Below are 18,435 nucleotides of genomic sequence, written 5' to 3'. Positions count from 1 at the left end.
CGAATATAACAGTCCGGTCCGAAAAGTTCGGTTGGCAACCCTTTGCAAAACCATTATTTTCGTTTCATGTTTGCGTACCTAAAAGGAGTCTTTTCGCTTAAAACCCCAACTGTTGTACATGTAGATGTGCATGGCGTAGGCTATGAAGTTCAGGTAAGTCTGCACACCTATTCCAAAATTCAAAACCTCGATGAGGGTACACTTTTTACACATTTATTAATCAGGGAAGATGCACATACACTTTATGGTTTTTACGACAAAGCCGAAAAAGAAGTGTTTCTGCACCTGTTAAGTGTAAGCGGAGTAGGGGCTACCACTGCACGCATGATGCTTTCGTCGCTGCATGCAGAGGAGGTGGTAAAAGCCATTCTTAACGGAAACGTGGTGCTGCTGGAAAGCGTAAAAGGCATTGGTAAGAAAACTGCTCAGCGAATTGTTTTGGAATTAAGGGATAAACTGGCGAAAACCCCGGTAGAGGTGAATATTTCTCCGCTGAATCACAATAGTTTAGACCTTGATGCGTTAACAGCTATGACTGCTTTAGGCATTGCCCGCAATGCAGCCGAATCAGCGATAAAAAAGGCAAGGCAAATTAATACGGAGTTTGCCGAAGTTCAGGAGCTGATAAAGGCGGCCCTAAAGTGCCTGTAACCTACAAAACTTATTTGCTTTAGAGACCTTGACCCTGATGCGACGCACCATAACTGGCATCTATGCCCTCCTGACCATTGTAATTACCTGCTTGTCATTGGTAAGTTACGGTGGAGCTTATCCATTCGATATTCCTGTAAGAGATACTGTTCCCGGAAAAGATAGTTTGCGTTTTCCGCTCACCGACCGCCGTGGCGATGCTTTTACCGAGCCAAACAGAAATACGTTCGATCTGCAACGCCCATCGAATATCAACGATTCCATTGCCTACGATCCTGCAACCAAGCGTTACTACATTTATGAAAAGGTCGGTCGTACATGGTTTCGCAAGCCAAGCTATCTCACATTCGAAGAAATGCTTGCATATAAAAGCCGGCAAGATGAGCGGGACTATTTTCAACGCCGCTTAAATACTACACTTAATCTTAATCGCAAAATACAAGACCCCAAGCTGCAGGTTCGCCCCAGTTTCTTTAACCGCTTGTTTAGCACAACGGGCATTCCTAAAGTAGAGATCCGTCCGCAGGGTGATGTTACGTTGACAGCCGGTTATCTTGGCCAGAATATTAAAAACCCAACTTTACCTGAGCGTGCACGCAAAAACGGAACCTTTGATTTTGACATGAACGCCAACTTTGGTTTAAATGCGAAGATTGGTGATAAACTTAATTTTCCGGTTACCTATAATACACTCGCAAACTTCCAGTTCGAAAACCAATTAAAGCTGGATTATTCCGGTAATTCCGACGCTATCATCAAACGTATTGAAGCAGGTAATATTCAGTTTCCCGCAAAAGGAACATTAATGCCGGGCGCCTCGGCTTTGTTTGGTTTAAAAACAGAACTGCAGTTTGGCAAGTTGTATGTTACCGCAGTATTGGCTAATCAAAACTCTAACCGTCAGCAAATGCAATTGGCAGGTGGTACAGGTTTGCAACAGTTTCAGGTTAAAGCCGATGAGTATGAAGAAAACCGCCACTTCTTAATGGCGCAATACTTCCGTAAAAATTATAACAAGAACATGAAAAATGTACCGGCTGTAACATCGCCTGTACAGGTTCTTCGTATGGAAGTGTGGGTTACAAACCGTACAGGATCTACCACCGAAAACAGGAATGTAGTTGCATTAATGGATTTGGGAGAATCGCAACCATACAACAGCAATGTATTTCCATTAACTACTTCCGAACTGCCGGCAAACGATGCCAACGATCTGTATCAACGAATGGTGAACGATCCTGCAACACGTGATGCATCACTTGTAACAAACCGTTTAACAAGTTTTGGTTTAACAGCAGTACAGGATTTCGAACGCACATTTGCACGCAAGCTTCGCCCCGAAGAATATTATTTCAATCCGCAAATTGGTTTTCTTTCGCTCAATACCATTCTGCAACCCGATGAAGTATTGGGCATTGCCTTCCAGTACACCGTTAACGGCAGAGTTTACCAAGTGGGTGAATTTTCGAACGATGTTACTCCCGATACAACAGCAAACAACAGCGGTACACAAAAAGTTTTGTTCTTAAAAATGCTGAAGGCAACATCACAACGTCCGTTGCTGCCTATCTGGGATTTAATGATGAAGAACGTGTATTCAGTTGGTTACGGTCAGCTGGAACGTAAAGATTTTAAACTGAATATTCTTTACCAGGAACCGGGCGGCGGTGAAAAAAGATATATTCCGGAAGGCGAAGAAAAAGGTCGCCCTATTATTGAATTGGTAAACCTCGATCGTTTAAATAATCAAAACGATCCGCAGCCCGATGGTGTGTTTGATTATGTAGAAGGATTTACCGTTAACTCGCAATTAAGCCGTGTTATTTTTCCAACACTCGAGCCTTTTGGTAAAGACCTTGAATATGTTTTTCGTGGAGTAGACTCTATTGAGCTGCGGCAGAAATATCTTTTCTATCCTTTGTACGATTCAATTAAATGGGTAGCACAGCAATCGCCACAGTTAAACCGTTTTATCTTCCGTGGAGCATCACGCAGTGCAGGTGGCAGCGGCGATATTTCACTCGGTGCATTTAATATTCCGCAAGGTTCTGTAACAGTAACAGCCGGCGGACAAGTGTTGCGTGAAAATGTTGATTACACAGTAGATTATAATTTAGGTACAGTACGCATCATTAACCAGGCAATTGTAAACGCAGGTGTACCAATTAATGCAAGCTTCGAAAACAATGCAACCTTTGGAATGCAAAACCGCAACTTCATGGCATTGCGTTTAGATTACAAAGCCATTGAACGACAAAACAAGCAACTGAATCTCGGCGCAGCGGTTATGCGTTTGGGTGAGCGTCCTTTCTTTACAAAAATGGGTTATGGTGATGATCCGATCCGCAATACAATGATCGGCGCCGATGTTAATTACCGCAGCGATTGGAAACGATTAAGCAAATGGCTGGATGCTTTACCGTTTTACTCAACAAAACAACCATCATCAATTAATGTATATGGCGAAGGTGCACAGCTTATTCCAAGTACAGCAAAACAAATACGTCCTGAAAAAGGAGGTGGTGGGTTGGTTTATATTGATGATTTTGAAGGAACACGTAATGGTATTGATCTGCGTTTTCCGTTCATCGCCTGGTCGCTTGCATCAACACCTTACAAATCGCAGGATCGTTTTGGTGTAGAATTATTTCCTGAAGCCGGTTTATCCGACGATCTCCAATATGGTTATAACCGTGCAAAAATGGCCTGGTATAATATCGAACCGGTATTGCAGCAACGTCGTGATCCCAATAATCCGTTGGGCGATAATCTGATTGAGTTGTCCGATCCTCGTGTACGTTTTGTAAACAGGCAGGAAGTGTTTCCGCAGGTAACACCTGATCTCGGTCAAAACCAGTTGATCACTTTCGATATGGCTTTTTATCCAACAGAACGTGGTCCGTATAATTTTGATGCACGTAATGGCAGCATTAATCCTGCCAATGGCCGCTTACTCAACCCAACAAGAAGATGGGGTGGTATTATGCGTGCCATCGACCAGATCGATTTTGAAACAAACAACATTGAGTTTATTGAAATGTGGGTGCAGGATCCCTTCATCCTTAACCCAACAAGCACCGGAGGTCAGATGTATTTCAACCTCGGTAACATTTCGGAAGATATCTTAAAAGATGGCCGCCGTTTTTACGAAAACGGATTGAGCACAACACAAACACCGGCACGTGAAGATTTCAGTAACTGGGCACGTGTACCACGCAATCCAATTCAGATTGCACAAGCGTTCAGTAATATACCCGAAGAGCGTCCGCAACAGGATGTTGGTTTAGATGGACGCAGCGATAGTGCAGAGGCAAGAGTGTTCAATGCATTCCTTACACAGTATAGCAGCAATTTTGGTACAGGCGCTGCCTATCAGCGTTTGCTGGCCGATCCATCGAGCGATAACTATAAACATTTTCGTGTCGATCAGCCAGCTAATGCAGGTATCCTTAATCGTTATAAAAACTTCAACAATCCGCAAGGCAACAGTCCAATTGCAAATAACGATGTGGAGTATACATCTGCATCAACATTGTATCCAGACAATGAAGATCTTAACCGGGATAATACCTTAAATGAAGTGGAAGAATATTTCCAGTACCATTTAGAGATGCGTCCTAAAACCGATCCGTTAATGCAGGTTGGGCAAAATTATATTGCAGACAGAAGAGATGTGGATGTGAAACTTGCAGATGGCAACACCCGTAAAGAAACATGGTTCCTGTTCCGTATTCCAATTAAAGATTACGAACAAAAAGTGGGCAATATCCCCGATTTTAAATCGATCCGTTTTATGCGGATGTTTATGACGGGTTTTGAAGATTCACTTGTTGTGCGTTTTGGTAAACTGGAACTGGTGCGTAACATGTGGCGTTCTTATCAGTATGCGCTTGATACAACCGGTCAGTATCTGCCATTGCAGAACCAAACAGTTACTTCGTTTAATGTAACTGCAGTAAACGTTGAGGAGAACGATAACCGTGTTCCTGTTAATTATGTTATTCCTCCTGGTATTGAACGTGTACAACAGTTGAGTAATAATGGTGTAAACCTGTTGCAAAACGAAGCATCGTTAAGTATGCAGGTGTGCGACCTGCAGGATGGTGATAGCCGTGCTGTATTTAAAACGCTTAACCACGATCTGCGCCAGTACAAACGAGTACGCATGTTTATGCACGCAGAGTCGAGAGGTAAAAGCGATAACCTGCAGGATGGTGAAGCAATTGCTGTAATTCGATTTGGTACCGATTTTATCAATAACTTTTACGAAGTACGTATGCCGTTAAAAGTTACACGTTGGGGCTCCTATCCACGACCCGGCAGTAACGCAGGCGATACAAGTGCTGTATGGCCGGGTATCAATCAGTTTGATGTGAACTTGGAAGAACTTGTTCGTTTCAAGTTACGTCGTACAAGCTCTGTAAGTATGTTGTACAGCGAAGACAGAGGAAACGGTGTTCGATGGGCAGTAATGGGTAATCCCAATCTTGGTGAAGTAAAAGGTTTCCTTGTTGGTATTGAAAATAACAAGAACGATAATACATCTTCTATCTGTTCTGAAGTTTGGGTAAACGAATTACGTTTAAGTGGGTTGGATGAAAAAGGCGGATGGGCAGCAACCGGTCGTGTAGATATTCAGTTGGCCGATCTTGGTACCATTTCCGTTTCTGCTTCTGCACGCAGTGCAGGCTTTGGTACTATTGAACAACGTGTAAACGAACGCAGCCGTGAATTCTTTTACCAGTTTGATGCTGCTACAAGTTTACAGTTAGGCAAACTGTTGCCGAAAAAATCCGGATTGGAAATTCCGTTCTATGCCAGCTATTCGCAAACAGTGATGAACCCGGAGTATGATCCATACGATCAGGATGTGAAGTTTAAAGACAAACTGCAAACAGTAAACAACAAAGACTCGTTAAAAAATATTGCACAGGATTTTTCTGCTATTACAACGGTTAACGTAACCAACATGCGGAAAAATAAAACCAATGGTAAACCTGCACAGATCTACGACATTTCAAATTTTGATGTAAGCTACTCTTACACCAAAACAGAAAAACGTAATCCGCTTATAGAAAACGATGTAATTGAAAAGCATTATGCAGGTGTGGGATATAACTATGCACCACAACCGAAATTTATTGAGCCGTTTAAAAAACTCATTAAATACAGAAGCCCCTGGTGGAATATTGTTAAAGACTTCAATTTCAACTATCGCCCAAGCTTATTAAGTTTCCGTGCAGATATTAACCGCCAGTTTGGTGCAGTGCGTGCAAGAGAAGTAACAATACCCGGTGTTGCACCAAGTCCGTTCAAAATTCCTGAAACCTACGATAAGTATTTTGTGTTCGATCGTGTGTACAACATGCGTTGGGATCTTACACGTTCTATCAATATCGATTTTAGTGCAACCAATAACTCACGTGTTGATGAGCCGTTTGGCCGCATAGATACCAAACAGAAAAAAGATAGTGTTCGCACAAACCTGTTCAAAGGCGGAAGAAATACGATCTATCGCCAAACAGCAAATGCATCGTACAATTTGCCGTTAGCAAAAATTCCTGCACTCGACTGGACAACTGCACGATTCAATTACGCTACAACGTATAACTGGATCGGCGCATCACGCCTTGCAGTAAACCTTGGCAACACGATTGAAAATTCGCAAACAAGAGTGTTTACTGGTCAGCTCGATTTTAACAGGCTTTATCAAAAATCGAAATTCCTGCGTGCACTTGAAACCGAAAAAGATCCCAATGCGCCTGCTGCATTAGCATCGCCCAATATTAAATTCAATCCAAAAGATACAGTTGGTAAGAGTAAGAAATATGTGGCGAAGCTGTTCCGCCGGTTAAACCGTTTGGAAGCGAAAAAAGATAAGAGTCTGCAATACGAACCTTCCGGTGCTGCACGCTTCTTTGGTGGATTACTTACTTCGGTAAAGAGTATTAATCTTAACTACAACGAATCATTTAATTCACGCTTGCCGGGTTACCTGGATAGCACACAGTTTATTGGACAGAACTGGCGAAGTGGAGCACCAAGCCTTGGTTATATTTTTGGCAAACAACCCGATAATAACTGGCTCAACAGTGCTGCACAAAAAGGACTGATAACAAGAGATACCAATTTCAACTACCTGTTTACACAGAGTTATAAACAGGAATTGAAAGTGGAAGCAACTGTTGAACCGTTCCGTGACTTTACCATTGATTTAAACCTTACACGTTCGTTCAGCAAAAATTATTCGCAACTGTTTAAGGATACAACAGGCACTGGCACTTTCGGTCATCTGAGTCCGTTAGCAAGTGGTGGTTTCGATATCAGCTTTATTTCTTATCAAACCATGTTTAAGAAATTTTCAGCAACAACACCGGGCGAAACATTCCTGCAGTTTGAAGCCAACCGTTTAATTCTGTCGAAGCGTTTAGGCCAGTCGAATCCTTACAGCCAAACTCCTAACGCAGATAGTTATTATAAAGGCTACGGACGTTATGCACAGGATGTGTTGATTCCTGCATTTATTGCAGCATATACCGATCAGGATCCTTTGAAAGTTGGTTTGATCGATCAGTCGAATAAACGTATTAACGATAATCCGTTCAAACGTTATTTCCCCAAACCCAACTGGCGTTTAACCTATAATGGTTTAACACGTATACCCGGAATGGAACGCTTGTTTACCAACTTCAGCATAACACATGGTTACAGCAGCAACCTCAGCATGAACAACTTTACAAGTGCGTTGCTGTACGCCGATCAGTTTGGTTATGGGTTCCCTTCGTTTGTTGATCCGGTATCGAACAACTTTGTACCGTTCTTCATTGTGCCCAACTTAACCATTAGTGAGCGCTTCTCGCCATTGATCGGTATTGATGTGCAAACAACCAGCCAGGTAAACTTTAAGCTCGATTATGGCCGCAGCCGTACCATCAGTTTAAGTTTGATCGACTTCCAGGTAAGTGAAGTGCGCAGCATTGAAATTACTGTTGGTGCAGGTTACCGTAAGCGTGGATTGAAGTTGCCGTTTAAAGTGCCGTTCAGTAAAAACAACAGCAAAGCATTATCAAATGATTTAAGTTTCCGTTTCGATCTTACTTATCGTGATAACGCAACGTCCAATAACATTCTTGATCAGCGGAACACGATACCAACAGGTGGACAGAAAATTCTTTCTATCAACCCCTCGATTGATTATGTATTAAACAACCGGATCCGTTTACGTTTGTTCTTTGAGCAAAACAGGGTTACAGGTTATATTGCAACACCGCCGCCGGTTGTAAATACAAGAGCAGGTGTGCAGATTAATATCAGTCTGGCGCAATAACAAAATAGTTTATAGTAAAAAGCCTCCGAATTATCGGAGGCTTTTTTATTGTTGTCTGTTCATCTGCAAATTGACTGACAACTTTAAGTTGTTGTCTTTTGCATTCATGCTACACAGTCATCATGCAGGTGAACAGCTATTAATATTCAATTTGTACGAAATGGTAGTTAGAGCACATCATGATATTCCGGAGTTTTATCAAATACCGATTTTGCAAAAGGGCAAAGCGGTTTGATTTTTACTTTTTGCTCCCTTGCAAAATCCACTGCTTTTGCTACTAACTGTTTGCCTGCACCTTTTCCTGCAAGCTTATCGCTAACTTCTGTGTGGTCGATAATAAACATGCCTGTTCCTGCCCATACATAGGTCATTTCGGCAAGGAGTTCGCCATCTTCTTCAATATAAAAAGCACCTTTTTTACCATTGTCGGTTTGTAAAATATTCATACTGCAAGAAACGTCATTTAAACCGAACAACCGAAACTGGTTGCTCCTTGTGCCTTCAGCTTTGCTTTCTCTTCCTTATCTGTTAAACGGTGTTCTTCAAACATTTGCCTCATCTTCCTTACTTTTGACCCCAAATCAAAGTTTATGAGTCATCAATTATTGAAAGGGAAAAAAGGGATCATCTTCGGCGCACTCGATGAAAAATCAATTGCCTGGAAAACTGCGTTGAAGTGTTATGAAGAAGGCGCACAGATCGTATTAACCAATGCGCCTGTGGCTTTACGCATGGGCGAGATCAATAAACTGGCTGAAGCTTGCGGTAATGCACCCGTTATTGGTGCTGATGTTACCAATATGGACGATTTGAAAAATCTGTTCGAAAAATCAATGGAACATTTCGGCGGTAAAGTAGATTTTGTATTGCACTCAATTGGTATGAGCTTAAATGTTCGCAAAGGCAAACATTATACAGAACTTAATTACGAATGGAATGCAAAAACACTCGACATTTCTGCAATGAGCCTGCACCGTGTATTGCGCACTGCATGGGATATGGATGCGATCAGCGATTGGGGAAGTGTGGTGGCACTTACTTACATTGCTGCACAACGTGTGTTTCCTGATTATAATGAAATGGCTGATGCGAAATCGTTATTGGAAAGTATAACACGCAGTTTTGGCTATCATTATGCGGTGAAAAACAAAGTACGTGTAAATACTATTTCGCAATCGCCAACTAAAACAACCGCAGGTAGCGGAGTAAAAGGTTTTGACGGGTTTATTAACTATGCGGAAAAAATGAGTCCGTTAGGCAATGCTACTGCAGAAGATTGCGCAAATTATATTGCTGTTATGTTCAGCGATCTTACACGTTATGTTACCATGCAAAATCTTTTCCATGATGGTGGCTTTAGCTTTACCGGTGTAACGGCTGAAGTAATTGAACAGATGGAAAAGTAAACACAAGTAAGAAGTAAGAGGTACGAGGTACGAATTGTCCTATGTTCATCTTTCTTACAATAATTAATAGTTGAAAAGTTGATAGGCCTGTGCTTGTCAACTTTTCGTTTTTAAAGAATAAGCAATGCGTATTGAACATCTTGCCCTATGGGTGAAGGATATTGAACTGATGAAAGATTTTTACTGCAGTTATTTTGCAGCTACAGCTAACAGTAAATACATCAATCCTGTAAAACAATTTCAATCGTATTTTCTTTCGTTTGCAGGCGGTCCCCGTTTAGAGTTGATGCAGATGCCAACGGTGCCTGATACAAACGATGATATTTACAAGCAGTTCACAGGGCTTATTCATTTTGCCATTTCATTAGGCAGCAAAGAAAAGGTTGATGAGATGACTGCAAGATTTAAAACTGATGGATTTGAAGTACTGGATGGACCACGAACCACTGGTGATGGTTATTATGAAAGTGTGATACTTGATCCGGAAAAAAACAGGATTGAGTTAACGATTTGATGTCTGTTCACCGGCAAGGTGACTGACATCGGTTACAATCATTTGTATCTCGACTTCGCTCAGGATAAAAACAAACCCTGCCATTTGGGGCAGGGTTGAATAATGTTTTAGCTAGTAGCTAAAAACTGTAAACTTACAGCTTGCTTAATATTCATCTTCGTTAAAGAAGAAGTCTTCCTGGCTTGGATAATCAGGCCAGATGTCGTCAATGCTTTCGTAAATTTCGCCCTCGTCGTCTAACTCCTGCAGGTTCTCTACTACCTCAATGGGTGCACCACTGCGGATCGAATAATCAATCAATTCATCCTTGGTAGCAGGCCAGGGAGCATCTTCGAGGTACGAGGCTAATTCAAGTGTCCAGAACATAAGGTAACCCTTTAATTTTCCGCAAATGTAACTCTCCTGCTGAAATAACCAAATCTGCTTTGTTAAGTATGTGAATAACGGCCCGAAAGGAATTTTTACCGGCTGTTTGGTGCTACGGTTCAATAGCTTAGGTTTGTACAAAGGAGATATGATGCATGTTAAGCTGTAAACAGATAACAAAACAATACGGAAACCTGCAGGTACTGAAGGGGGTTGACCTAGAGATTGCCAAAGGCGAAATTGTAAGCCTTGTAGGAAGCAGTGGTGCAGGTAAGAGCACTTTGCTGCATATTTTGGGTACGCTGGATGAAGCGGATGCGGGGCAAGTGTTGCTGAATAATGTACAGGTAGATAAACTGAAAGGAAATGCACTGGCTGCGTTTCGTAACAAACATATCGGTTTTGTATTTCAGTTTCATCATTTGCTACCGGAGTTTACTGCTTTGGAAAATGTATGCATTCCGGGTTGGCTGGGTAATAAAAAGAAAAAAGAAGTTGAAACAAGAGCAATGGAATTACTGGCTATGCTTGGACTGAAAGAACGCATGCATAACAAACCATCTGAACTAAGCGGGGGCGAACAGCAACGGGTAGCAGTAGCAAGAGCGCTTATTAATAATCCTGATATAATCATGGCCGATGAGCCAACCGGTAATTTAGACAGTACACATGCCCGTGAGTTGCATCAGTTGTTTTTTGATCTGCGTAAACAATTCAATCAAACTTTTTTAATTGTTACACATAACGAAGAGTTAGCTGCACAATGCGACAGGACTGTGCATATGAAAGATGGGCGAATTGTGGCAGGAGTGAATTAAGAATTAGCACTTATGATGTAAGAACCTTCCTTGATTATCTTAATCGTACGACAGATGCTTGAGTGGGAATTCTTGCGTACTTCCAACTTTGTACCTCGTACTTGCTATTACACTCTCGGCTTCCATGGAATTTCATCAATACCTAACTGATGACCTGTAAAACGTGCCAGCACAAATAAGTAATCGCTTAAGCGGTTGATGTATTTAATAACAAGAGGTTCAACAAACATATCTTCCTGCTGCATATGAACGCATAAACGTTCGCAACGACGGCAAACACAACGGGCTACATGCATTGTACTAACTGAAACATGACCGCCGGGTAACACAAAGAATTTCATTGGAGGAATGGCTTCATTCATCTTATCCATTTCTTTTTCCAGCAACTCTACATCACTTTCCTTCAGATCAGGAATTTTCATCTTCGGCTCTTTCTCCGGGTCGCAGGCTAGCGATGAACCAATGGTAAACAAACGATCCTGCACTTCTTTTAATACCGCTTTGGTATGTACATCGGCCACATGATCGGTAACAAGACCCACATACGAGTTGAGTTCATCAACAGTGCCATATGTTTCAATACGAATATGGCTTTTTGGAACTTTTGTTCCGCCGATTAAACTTGTTTTACCAAGGTCGCCTGTTTTGGTGTAGATCTTATATGCCATGATGTTTCCTTTTCTTATTACAAAAATAGACAGGTATTGGTTGTAAATAAAAATGGAGAGTTGAAAACTCTCCACAACTATAATCAGTTAAAAGAATGATTAATGCTGATGTGCCATTTCTTCCCGCTTACGGTCGCTTTCAATTAAGCCATCACGAAGGCGAACCACACGCTTTGCATAACCTGCAATATCTTCTTCGTGTGTAACAAGTACAACGGTATTTCCCAATTGATGAATATCGGTTAAGAGGTTCATGATCTCCACCGAAGTTTTTGAATCGAGGTTACCTGTAGGTTCATCTGCAAGAATAATCGAAGGACGGTTTACCAAGGCACGTGCAATAGCAACACGCTGTATTTGTCCGCCACTCAGTTCATTTGGTTTATGATGATAACGATCGGCCAGTTTTACTTTTTCAAGCATTTCCAAAGCACGTTCGTTGCGTTCTTTTTTTGTAACACCTGCATAAATAAGCGGTAGAGCTACATTTTCCAAGGCGGTTAAGCGTGGCAAAAGATTAAACTGTTGAAATACGAAACCGATTTCCTGGTTACGAATTTCTGCAAGGTCGTTGTCGCTCATGCGGCTTACATCTTTTCCGTTCAGTACATATTTCCCATCACTCAATGTATCAAGGCATCCGAGAATGTTCATGAGCGTACTCTTACCCGAACCGGAAGGTCCCATCAACGCAACAAACTCGTTTTTAAAAATGTCGAGATCGATCCCTTTCAAAACCGGTAATTCCTGTTTGCCGAGATAATAACTTTTGCGGAGATTTTCAAGATGGATAACTGACGACATAAAGATGATAAGTTTATTTTTTGATGACTTTGGGCACCATAAAGAAACGATCTTTTTTCAATCGGGCATTTTGCAAGGCTTCATCTATTGAAACAGATCCTTTTACTTCATCGGTACGCAGTACATTTATTTCTTCGGTTAAATGCATCAGAGGTTCGATACCTGTAGTGTCCAGCTCTTGCAGCTTTTCAATAAAGCCAATCATTTGTTCAAGATCACTACGCAGCTTTTCTTTTTCGGCAGGCTTAATGTTCAGTCTTGCTAACAGGCTCAGTTTATCAATTAATGCATGGTTTACTTCCATTTTTCAAAAATAAGCAAATTGAATGGTGAACGTTGGCTTTTAGATAAACGGAAACATGATGGCTTCATCAACCGGCTTCCTGCTTACAGCAGTATTCCTTTTAAAAAGAGAAATGCCATTGAGAAGTAAATGATCAATCCGGTAACATCAACCAGCGTTGCCACAAATGGTGCTGATGAAACGGCAGGATCGGCCCCCAGTTTTTTCAGGAATAAGGGAAGCATTGAACCGCTGAGCGTACCCCATAGCACTACCCCCACGAGCGAAAAGCCAACCACCATCCCAATTTCATCCCAATGACTGCCATAAATTTCGGGAGAGATAGAATGCCAGAGAAAAATGCGGATAAAGCCAATAATACCCAAAGCCGTACCAAGCATTAAGCCCTGGATAATTTCCCTGCGCATCACCTTCCACCAATCGGAGAGGGTTACTTCACCAACAGCCATTGCCTGTATAACCAAAGTTGAAGCCTGCGAGCCGCTGTTACCTCCGCTCGAAATGATTAAAGGAATAAAAAGAGCAAGTACAACTGCTTTGGCAATTTCATCTTCAAAAAAAGCCATTGCCGATGCAGTTAATAATTCGCCGAGGAAAAGAACGATCAGCCATACAACCCTTTTTTTGAAGAGTTTCATTAATGGTGTTTCGAGATAGGGTTCATCGAGTGCTTCTGTACCACCCATCTTTTGCATGTCTTCGCTAAACTCTTCATTGGCTACCCACAAAACGTCGTCGATTGTTACAATGCCGAGGAGTTTATTGGTGTTGCTCACTACGGGTAAAGCCACACGGTTATTCATTTTAAATGCTTCGTTGGCCGTTTCCTGGTCGTCGTAGGCTTTTAATGCAATGAAACGTCCGTCAATCAATTCTTCTACACGTTTGTCAGGAGCAGCAAGAATAATATCCCGGATGCGGATATCATCAATCAATTCACCTTTCCTGTCAATTACGTACAATACGTTAATGGTTTCACTGTCTTTGCCATATTTACGGATGGTGTCAAAAACTTCTGCAACAGTATCGTTGGCATAGATGTACACATAATCTGGTGTCATCAAACGACCAATGCTATTCTCCGGATAACCAAGAAGCGATAACGTGATCTTTCGTTCCTCAGGGTTCAACAGTTTTATCAATTCCCGTACTACATTACTCGGCAGTTCTTCCAGGAAAGAGGTACGGTCATCGGCAGGAAGTTCGTTTAACAGTTCGGCAGTTTTAAACGGAGGTAATTCTTTGATGACATGTTTTTGTGTTGGCAGGTCAAGAATTTTAAAAACACTTGCAGCCCTATGCACGCTCATATTAGCCAGTATCTGACCTTCATAGTCGGGAAATTCATCAACAAGCTCAGCAACATCGCTGATGTTCTGATTATTTAAAAAATCCTGTATTTCCAGCTTGTCTTCCCTGATCATCAGGGTTTCAAACTGCTCTTTTAAGGAAACTTCCGGTTCCAGTTCAAGACTCATACTGCGCTGTTTTAAGATTAAATTCCCGGCTTGCAATTTAAGCTAAAGCAAGAGAAGGAACAGCAAACTTACCCTTCGGCGTTTTAGCGAAAAGTTAGTTTCTTTGGCATTGCTAAAACAAAACCGCATGCGTTTACCCGATCTTTATATTGATAATACTGCCGATAAAGGCCGGGGTGTTTTTACCGAGCAGGGCATTGATGCTGGAGAAATAATAGAAATGGCTCCCGTAATAGTGATGAGTGCGGCGGAACGTGTTTTGCTCGATCAGACCTTATTGCATGATTACATTTTTGAGTGGGGGGAAGGTAAAACCGAATGTGCAATGGCTTTGGGCTGGATACCGGTGTATAACCACTCTTATGCCAGCAATGCCGAATATTTTATGGATTTTGAAGAGGGGTGGATGTTTGTTAAATCGGTGCGGTCTATTGCTCCCGGCGAAGAGATAACCATTAATTACAACGGAAACTGGGACGACAAGAAAGTACTTTGGTTTGAAGCAAAATAGGGTTAGGGCTTGTCGTAATTTTACGACATTTTTCTTTTAAAAAATCTACAGTTCTACTTGCTATCCTCGGGTGTGAATATTACTTTTGCACTACGATCTCCCTGAAAAAGCCCTACTTTAATCTCCCACACCTACGGAAACCAGTTAACAATTTAAACTTCTCTACATGATTAGAAAGTTACTCTTGTTGCTGGTTGTAGTAACTGCACACCTGCAAAACACATATGCTCAAGGCGCTGAAATGTATGCCAATTGTTTTTGGCAAAGCGCATCAAACAGAATAGTTGTACGTTTGGCATTGCGTAATCCTACTGGCTCAAGTACCGGTCAAATGAAATTTGTTGGTATGCGCTTTGGTTTTCAATATAACCCTGTGCATGTTAACTATGTTGGTTATCAAAGCTACATGACTTCTTTAAATGATCCCAGTTATTTGTCCTTTATTGGGCCAGATACGGGTGATGCTCCGAGTGATGATGATTCCCCTTCTTCTCGATCTGCTTACGTACAATCAACTGGTCAATATAAAACAATGAACAGAAAGTATATTAACCGCTCTACTTCTGTTTGTACCAACGCCATCCCAATTCCATCAGGTTCCATGATCATTTTGCTCGATATTTATTTTACACTTGTATCTAGGCAACCTTCTTATTATCATCTTACTGATCCTGATTATGGATTTGGTGACAATGAGTTTATTGCCCAACTCTTGGATAAATGGAGTGTGCCAAATAATAATCCGCATAATGCTTATCTCTCTGATGATTTTAAAGACATTGCAATTATTGTTAATAGAATATCGAATTCACAGGAACCTTACCAGCCATTTGATGCAAGCAATTGTGAATTAGGTAATTTTAATCCAATTTCAATTGGTAAAGAGGATGCAAATTTCATTACGCCCATCAACGGTGTTCTTGCCGGTAAAGCAGTTGATGCCAACGTTGCAGATAAATCAAATCATGTAGAAGTTCAGTGGAAATCGGAAAACAATCAGTTGATCGATTATTTTGAAGTGCAACGAAAAGATAATAATGGCGATTTCAAAACGATTGGCTTAGTGATGGGTACAGATAATACAGCCGAAGAAAAATACGAATACAAGGATAAGATAACTGTACGTGATGTTGAATCTTCTTACCGGATTAAAGCTGTTGGTAAAGACAAAATAACAACGTACAGCAATGTACAAAAGATACGATTAAGCAGTGGACAATCATTAACTGTAAAATTATATCCTAATCCAACTAGTGATATTGTTCGAATAAGCCTTCCTGAACAAAACGGCATTTATGTTTGTCGAATGTATAGTACAGAAGGACGAATGGTGTTAACCAGCAATGTATCCTCTTCCAACCCATCAGTTAATATTAAAGCGTTGCAAACAGGTTCTTATTTTATGGAGCTGTATCAACCAAAAACGGGCATGCGGTATTATACACAGTTTACAAAACAATGAAAGAGTAAGTAAAGGTTATAAATCAGAAAGCCCTCTCAGCAATGAGAGGGCTTTCGCTTAAATATGGTTGTTTAATTACCAGCCAATGCCATAATCTTCGCCATGATTACTACTACCACCCCAGAATGTTTTATGTTTCCAATCAAAATATATTGCATTGATCGGGCCACTTGTACGATCATCGAATGTAAGTGTATAACCCATCTGCCGTAATTCCTTCCGCACCCATTCCGATGTGTTGTCGTGTAATAACAAACTGCCAGGGCGTGGTTTGCGATCATCAACTTTACTGCCACCAAGCGATAACCAGAGTTGATTTGTATTAATGTTTGCTGCTTCGCATGCTTCCTGCACATTCATTCCAAACTCAACAATGTTTAAGAAAAACTGTAAGAGGTTCTGATCCTGTGTATCGCCACCTTGTACTGCAAATGATAAAAACGGTTTGCCATCTTTGAGTGCAAGCGTTGGTGTTAATGTTACACGTGGACGTTTGCCCGGTTCAATTACATTGAAAGGATTGAGTGTTGCATCAAGCACAAAACTTTGTCCACGCTGACTCATACCAACGCCTGTATTGCCTGCAATGCAGGCAGGTAACCAACCACCAGATGGTGTTATAGAAACTACCCAGCCTTCTGCGTCGGCTGCTTCAACTGATGTTGTACCTCTCCACAAACGATCCATATAATCTGCATCAACAGCTGCTACAGCTTCGTTACGTACATCATGTGCTGGCGCAAAATTTCTGCGTTGTGTTGATGTGGTATCCATATTGAATCCTCTTTTCTTCAGCACATCCATGTAGGGATTGGTTTTGCCTTCGTATGGATAAGGATCGCCTGGTCCGGTTAATGGATCATTACGTTCCATTGAAATTTGTTTGGCTCTGAACTTTGCATATTCTTTACTCAGCAAACCTTGAATGGGTTCAGCAGGAGCGAAGTAAGGATCGCCATAATAAAAATCTCGGTCAGCAAATGTCATGTTCATGGTTTGATACAACGTATGAATATAACGTGTGCTGTTGTAGCCCATACTCTTCAAATCAAAGTTCTCCAGGATGTTGAGGCTTTGCAACAGCATGGGGCCTTGTGTCCATTGGCTCAGCTTATATACTTCAATGCCCTTATAGTTTACATGCATCGGTTCTTCTTCAATTGGTTTCCAGTTTGCCAGGTCCTGCATGGTAATTAAGCCGCCTTGCTCCTGGCAACCACGAACAAACTCCTGTGCAATATCACCTTTGTAAAAACGATCATACGCTGCCATTATCGCTTCTTTACGGCTCTTACCTTTTTTCAACGCCTGTTGTTCTGCTTCCACCATTTTGGTAAGTGTCTCTAACAATTCTTTCTGAACAAAAATCTCTCCTCCTTCCGGTGCTTCTCTTTTTTCGCCGGCATGTGGCAAAAAAACTTTCTTACTGTAAGGCCATTGCTTGATCATTTGTTTACCACGCTCCATACTGTTTGCGGTTTGCGCATCAATAGCGTAACCTGCTGCTAATTGCATGCTTGGTGCCAACACCTCTTTTAAACTCATGGTTCCATAGTTTGCAAGCATTAAACATAAACCGCCAACAGTACCTGGTGTTACTGCTGCCAACGGGCCGTATTCGGGCGGGAAGTTATAACCCTTGCTTTTATAATATTCTGCTGTTGCGCCGGTTGGAGCAACACCCAATGCATTAATGCCAATTACTTTTCCTGATTTGGGATTGTAGATAAGCGCCTGCGTTTCGCCGCCCCAGCTTAATACATCCCACATGGTACAAGTAGCACCAAGCATGGCGCAGGCTGCATCAACAGCATTGCCACCTTTCTGAAAGATCATGCTACCAGCTGTAGCAGCCAGTGGCTTACCGGTGATGGCCATCCAGTTTTTCCCATGCAAAACAGGTTTTTGTGTTTGCTGTGAAAAAAGAGAAAATGAATAATTGGAAATAAGTAGTAGAAGAAACAGTTTTCTCATGCGAAGAAGTTTAGTGTTTTAAAGTTAGGCATAGATCAGTTACAACTTCGCTTCTGTGATAAGTGGTTGATGCAGGAAAGCCTGCGGTTTATGTGCTGTATAAACTAAACGCCTTTAACAATGTGTTTTTTGAAGGCATATAATATAGTCGT

General features: G+C 41.5%; 14 protein-coding genes. 7 read left to right on the top strand and 7 right to left on the bottom strand.

Annotated elements, in window-relative coordinates; genetic code table 11:
• Positions 1-66: 66 nt before the first annotated feature.
• Both ruvA and sov read left to right on the top strand, forming a co-directional pair.
• Positions 67-651 (top strand): Holliday junction branch migration protein RuvA, encoded by a 585-nt coding sequence (ruvA, locus tag ESA94_RS07265; RefSeq protein WP_129130159.1) that lies wholly within the window; start codon positions 67-69, stop codon positions 649-651.
• Positions 652-688: 37 nt separating this feature from the next.
• Positions 689-7,978 carry a T9SS outer membrane translocon Sov/SprA gene (gene sov / locus ESA94_RS07260; RefSeq protein ID WP_129130158.1) on the top strand — a complete coding sequence of 2,430 codons (7,290 nt, stop codon included), beginning with the start codon at positions 689-691 and terminating at the stop codon, positions 7,976-7,978.
• Positions 7,979-8,145: 167 nt separating this feature from the next.
• Here sov and ESA94_RS07255 read toward each other — a convergent pair whose 3' ends face one another.
• A complete protein-coding gene (locus tag ESA94_RS07255; RefSeq protein WP_129130157.1) occupies positions 8,146-8,424 on the bottom strand; it encodes a GNAT family N-acetyltransferase in 279 nt (92 codons plus the stop codon).
• 144 nt (positions 8,425-8,568) lie between these two features.
• Here ESA94_RS07255 and ESA94_RS07250 point away from each other — a divergent pair, with 144 nt between their 5' ends.
• On the top strand, positions 8,569-9,384 hold the full coding sequence (locus ESA94_RS07250; protein WP_129130156.1) for an enoyl-ACP reductase FabI: 816 nt from the start codon (positions 8,569-8,571) through the stop codon (positions 9,382-9,384).
• 124 nt (positions 9,385-9,508) lie between these two features.
• Positions 9,509-9,898 carry a VOC family protein gene (locus tag ESA94_RS07245; protein WP_129130155.1) on the top strand — a complete coding sequence of 130 codons (390 nt, stop codon included), beginning with the start codon at positions 9,509-9,511 and terminating at the stop codon, positions 9,896-9,898.
• Positions 9,899-10,042: 144 nt separating this feature from the next.
• Here ESA94_RS07245 and ESA94_RS07240 read toward each other — a convergent pair whose 3' ends face one another.
• Positions 10,043-10,264: a DUF2795 domain-containing protein gene (locus tag ESA94_RS07240; RefSeq protein WP_129130154.1), complete on the bottom strand. Its 222-nt coding sequence runs from the start codon at positions 10,262-10,264 to the stop codon at positions 10,043-10,045.
• 155 nt (positions 10,265-10,419) lie between these two features.
• Between ESA94_RS07240 and ESA94_RS07235 the strand changes: the two genes are divergently transcribed.
• Positions 10,420-11,082, top strand: a complete 663-nt coding sequence (locus ESA94_RS07235; protein ID WP_129130153.1) for an ABC transporter ATP-binding protein — start codon at positions 10,420-10,422, stop codon at positions 11,080-11,082.
• A 107-nt stretch (positions 11,083-11,189) separates the two neighbouring features.
• On the opposite strand, the gene ESA94_RS07230 is transcribed toward ESA94_RS07235, so the two are convergent.
• The 4 genes from ESA94_RS07230 to mgtE form a co-directional block, all read right to left on the bottom strand.
• Positions 11,190-11,750, bottom strand: a complete 561-nt coding sequence (locus tag ESA94_RS07230) for a cob(I)yrinic acid a,c-diamide adenosyltransferase (protein WP_129130152.1) — start codon at positions 11,748-11,750, stop codon at positions 11,190-11,192.
• A gap of 99 nt (positions 11,751-11,849) precedes the next feature.
• A complete protein-coding gene (locus ESA94_RS07225) occupies positions 11,850-12,554 on the bottom strand; it encodes an ABC transporter ATP-binding protein (RefSeq protein ID WP_129130151.1) in 705 nt (234 codons plus the stop codon).
• A gap of 13 nt (positions 12,555-12,567) precedes the next feature.
• Positions 12,568-12,858, bottom strand: a complete 291-nt coding sequence (gene gatC, locus ESA94_RS07220) for an Asp-tRNA(Asn)/Glu-tRNA(Gln) amidotransferase subunit GatC (protein WP_129130150.1) — start codon at positions 12,856-12,858, stop codon at positions 12,568-12,570.
• A gap of 83 nt (positions 12,859-12,941) precedes the next feature.
• Positions 12,942-14,336 carry a magnesium transporter gene (gene mgtE / locus ESA94_RS07215; RefSeq protein ID WP_129130149.1) on the bottom strand — a complete coding sequence of 465 codons (1,395 nt, stop codon included), beginning with the start codon at positions 14,334-14,336 and terminating at the stop codon, positions 12,942-12,944.
• Positions 14,337-14,463: 127 nt separating this feature from the next.
• Between mgtE and ESA94_RS07210 the strand changes: the two genes are divergently transcribed.
• Together ESA94_RS07210 and ESA94_RS07205 are read left to right on the top strand one after the other, a co-directional pair.
• Positions 14,464-14,847: an SET domain-containing protein gene (locus ESA94_RS07210; protein WP_129130148.1), complete on the top strand. Its 384-nt coding sequence runs from the start codon at positions 14,464-14,466 to the stop codon at positions 14,845-14,847.
• A gap of 166 nt (positions 14,848-15,013) precedes the next feature.
• The gene (locus tag ESA94_RS07205) at positions 15,014-16,309 is read left to right on the top strand and encodes a T9SS type A sorting domain-containing protein (protein WP_129130147.1); all 1,296 of its coding nucleotides are present in this window, start codon (positions 15,014-15,016) and stop codon (positions 16,307-16,309) included.
• Positions 16,310-16,384: 75 nt separating this feature from the next.
• On the opposite strand, the gene ESA94_RS07200 is transcribed toward ESA94_RS07205, so the two are convergent.
• Positions 16,385-18,283, bottom strand: coding sequence for a gamma-glutamyltransferase family protein (locus ESA94_RS07200; protein ID WP_129130146.1), 1,899 nt, complete (start codon positions 18,281-18,283; stop codon positions 16,385-16,387).
• Positions 18,284-18,435 lie beyond the last annotated feature (152 nt).

The organism is Lacibacter luteus, assembly GCF_004118265.1.
In the GTDB taxonomy this organism is placed as follows: domain Bacteria; phylum Bacteroidota; class Bacteroidia; order Chitinophagales; family Chitinophagaceae; genus Lacibacter; species Lacibacter luteus.
Note: the sequence above shows the minus strand (reverse complement) of the source record. Positions and strands in the feature narration are given on the sequence as shown.

What these genes read in the sequence shown, in the direction of transcription:
- gatC (WP_129130150.1), bottom strand. Translation starts at nt 12,858, where the DNA reads ATGGAAGTAAACCATGCATTAATTGATAAACTGAGCCTGTTAGCAAGA.
- sov (WP_129130158.1), top strand. Translation starts at nt 689, where the DNA reads ATGCGACGCACCATAACTGGCATCTATGCCCTCCTGACCATTGTAATT.
- ESA94_RS07225 (WP_129130151.1), bottom strand. Translation starts at nt 12,554, where the DNA reads ATGTCGTCAGTTATCCATCTTGAAAATCTCCGCAAAAGTTATTATCTC.
- ESA94_RS07240 (WP_129130154.1), bottom strand. Translation starts at nt 10,264, where the DNA reads ATGTTCTGGACACTTGAATTAGCCTCGTACCTCGAAGATGCTCCCTGG.
- ESA94_RS07250 (WP_129130156.1), top strand. Translation starts at nt 8,569, where the DNA reads ATGAGTCATCAATTATTGAAAGGGAAAAAAGGGATCATCTTCGGCGCA.
- ESA94_RS07255 (WP_129130157.1), bottom strand. Translation starts at nt 8,424, where the DNA reads ATGAATATTTTACAAACCGACAATGGTAAAAAAGGTGCTTTTTATATT.
- ruvA (WP_129130159.1), top strand. Translation starts at nt 67, where the DNA reads ATGTTTGCGTACCTAAAAGGAGTCTTTTCGCTTAAAACCCCAACTGTT.
- ESA94_RS07205 (WP_129130147.1), top strand. Translation starts at nt 15,014, where the DNA reads ATGATTAGAAAGTTACTCTTGTTGCTGGTTGTAGTAACTGCACACCTG.
- ESA94_RS07210 (WP_129130148.1), top strand. Translation starts at nt 14,464, where the DNA reads ATGCGTTTACCCGATCTTTATATTGATAATACTGCCGATAAAGGCCGG.
- ESA94_RS07200 (WP_129130146.1), bottom strand. Translation starts at nt 18,283, where the DNA reads ATGAGAAAACTGTTTCTTCTACTACTTATTTCCAATTATTCATTTTCT.
- mgtE (WP_129130149.1), bottom strand. Translation starts at nt 14,336, where the DNA reads ATGAGTCTTGAACTGGAACCGGAAGTTTCCTTAAAAGAGCAGTTTGAA.
- ESA94_RS07230 (WP_129130152.1), bottom strand. Translation starts at nt 11,750, where the DNA reads ATGGCATATAAGATCTACACCAAAACAGGCGACCTTGGTAAAACAAGT.
- ESA94_RS07245 (WP_129130155.1), top strand. Translation starts at nt 9,509, where the DNA reads ATGCGTATTGAACATCTTGCCCTATGGGTGAAGGATATTGAACTGATG.
- ESA94_RS07235 (WP_129130153.1), top strand. Translation starts at nt 10,420, where the DNA reads ATGTTAAGCTGTAAACAGATAACAAAACAATACGGAAACCTGCAGGTA.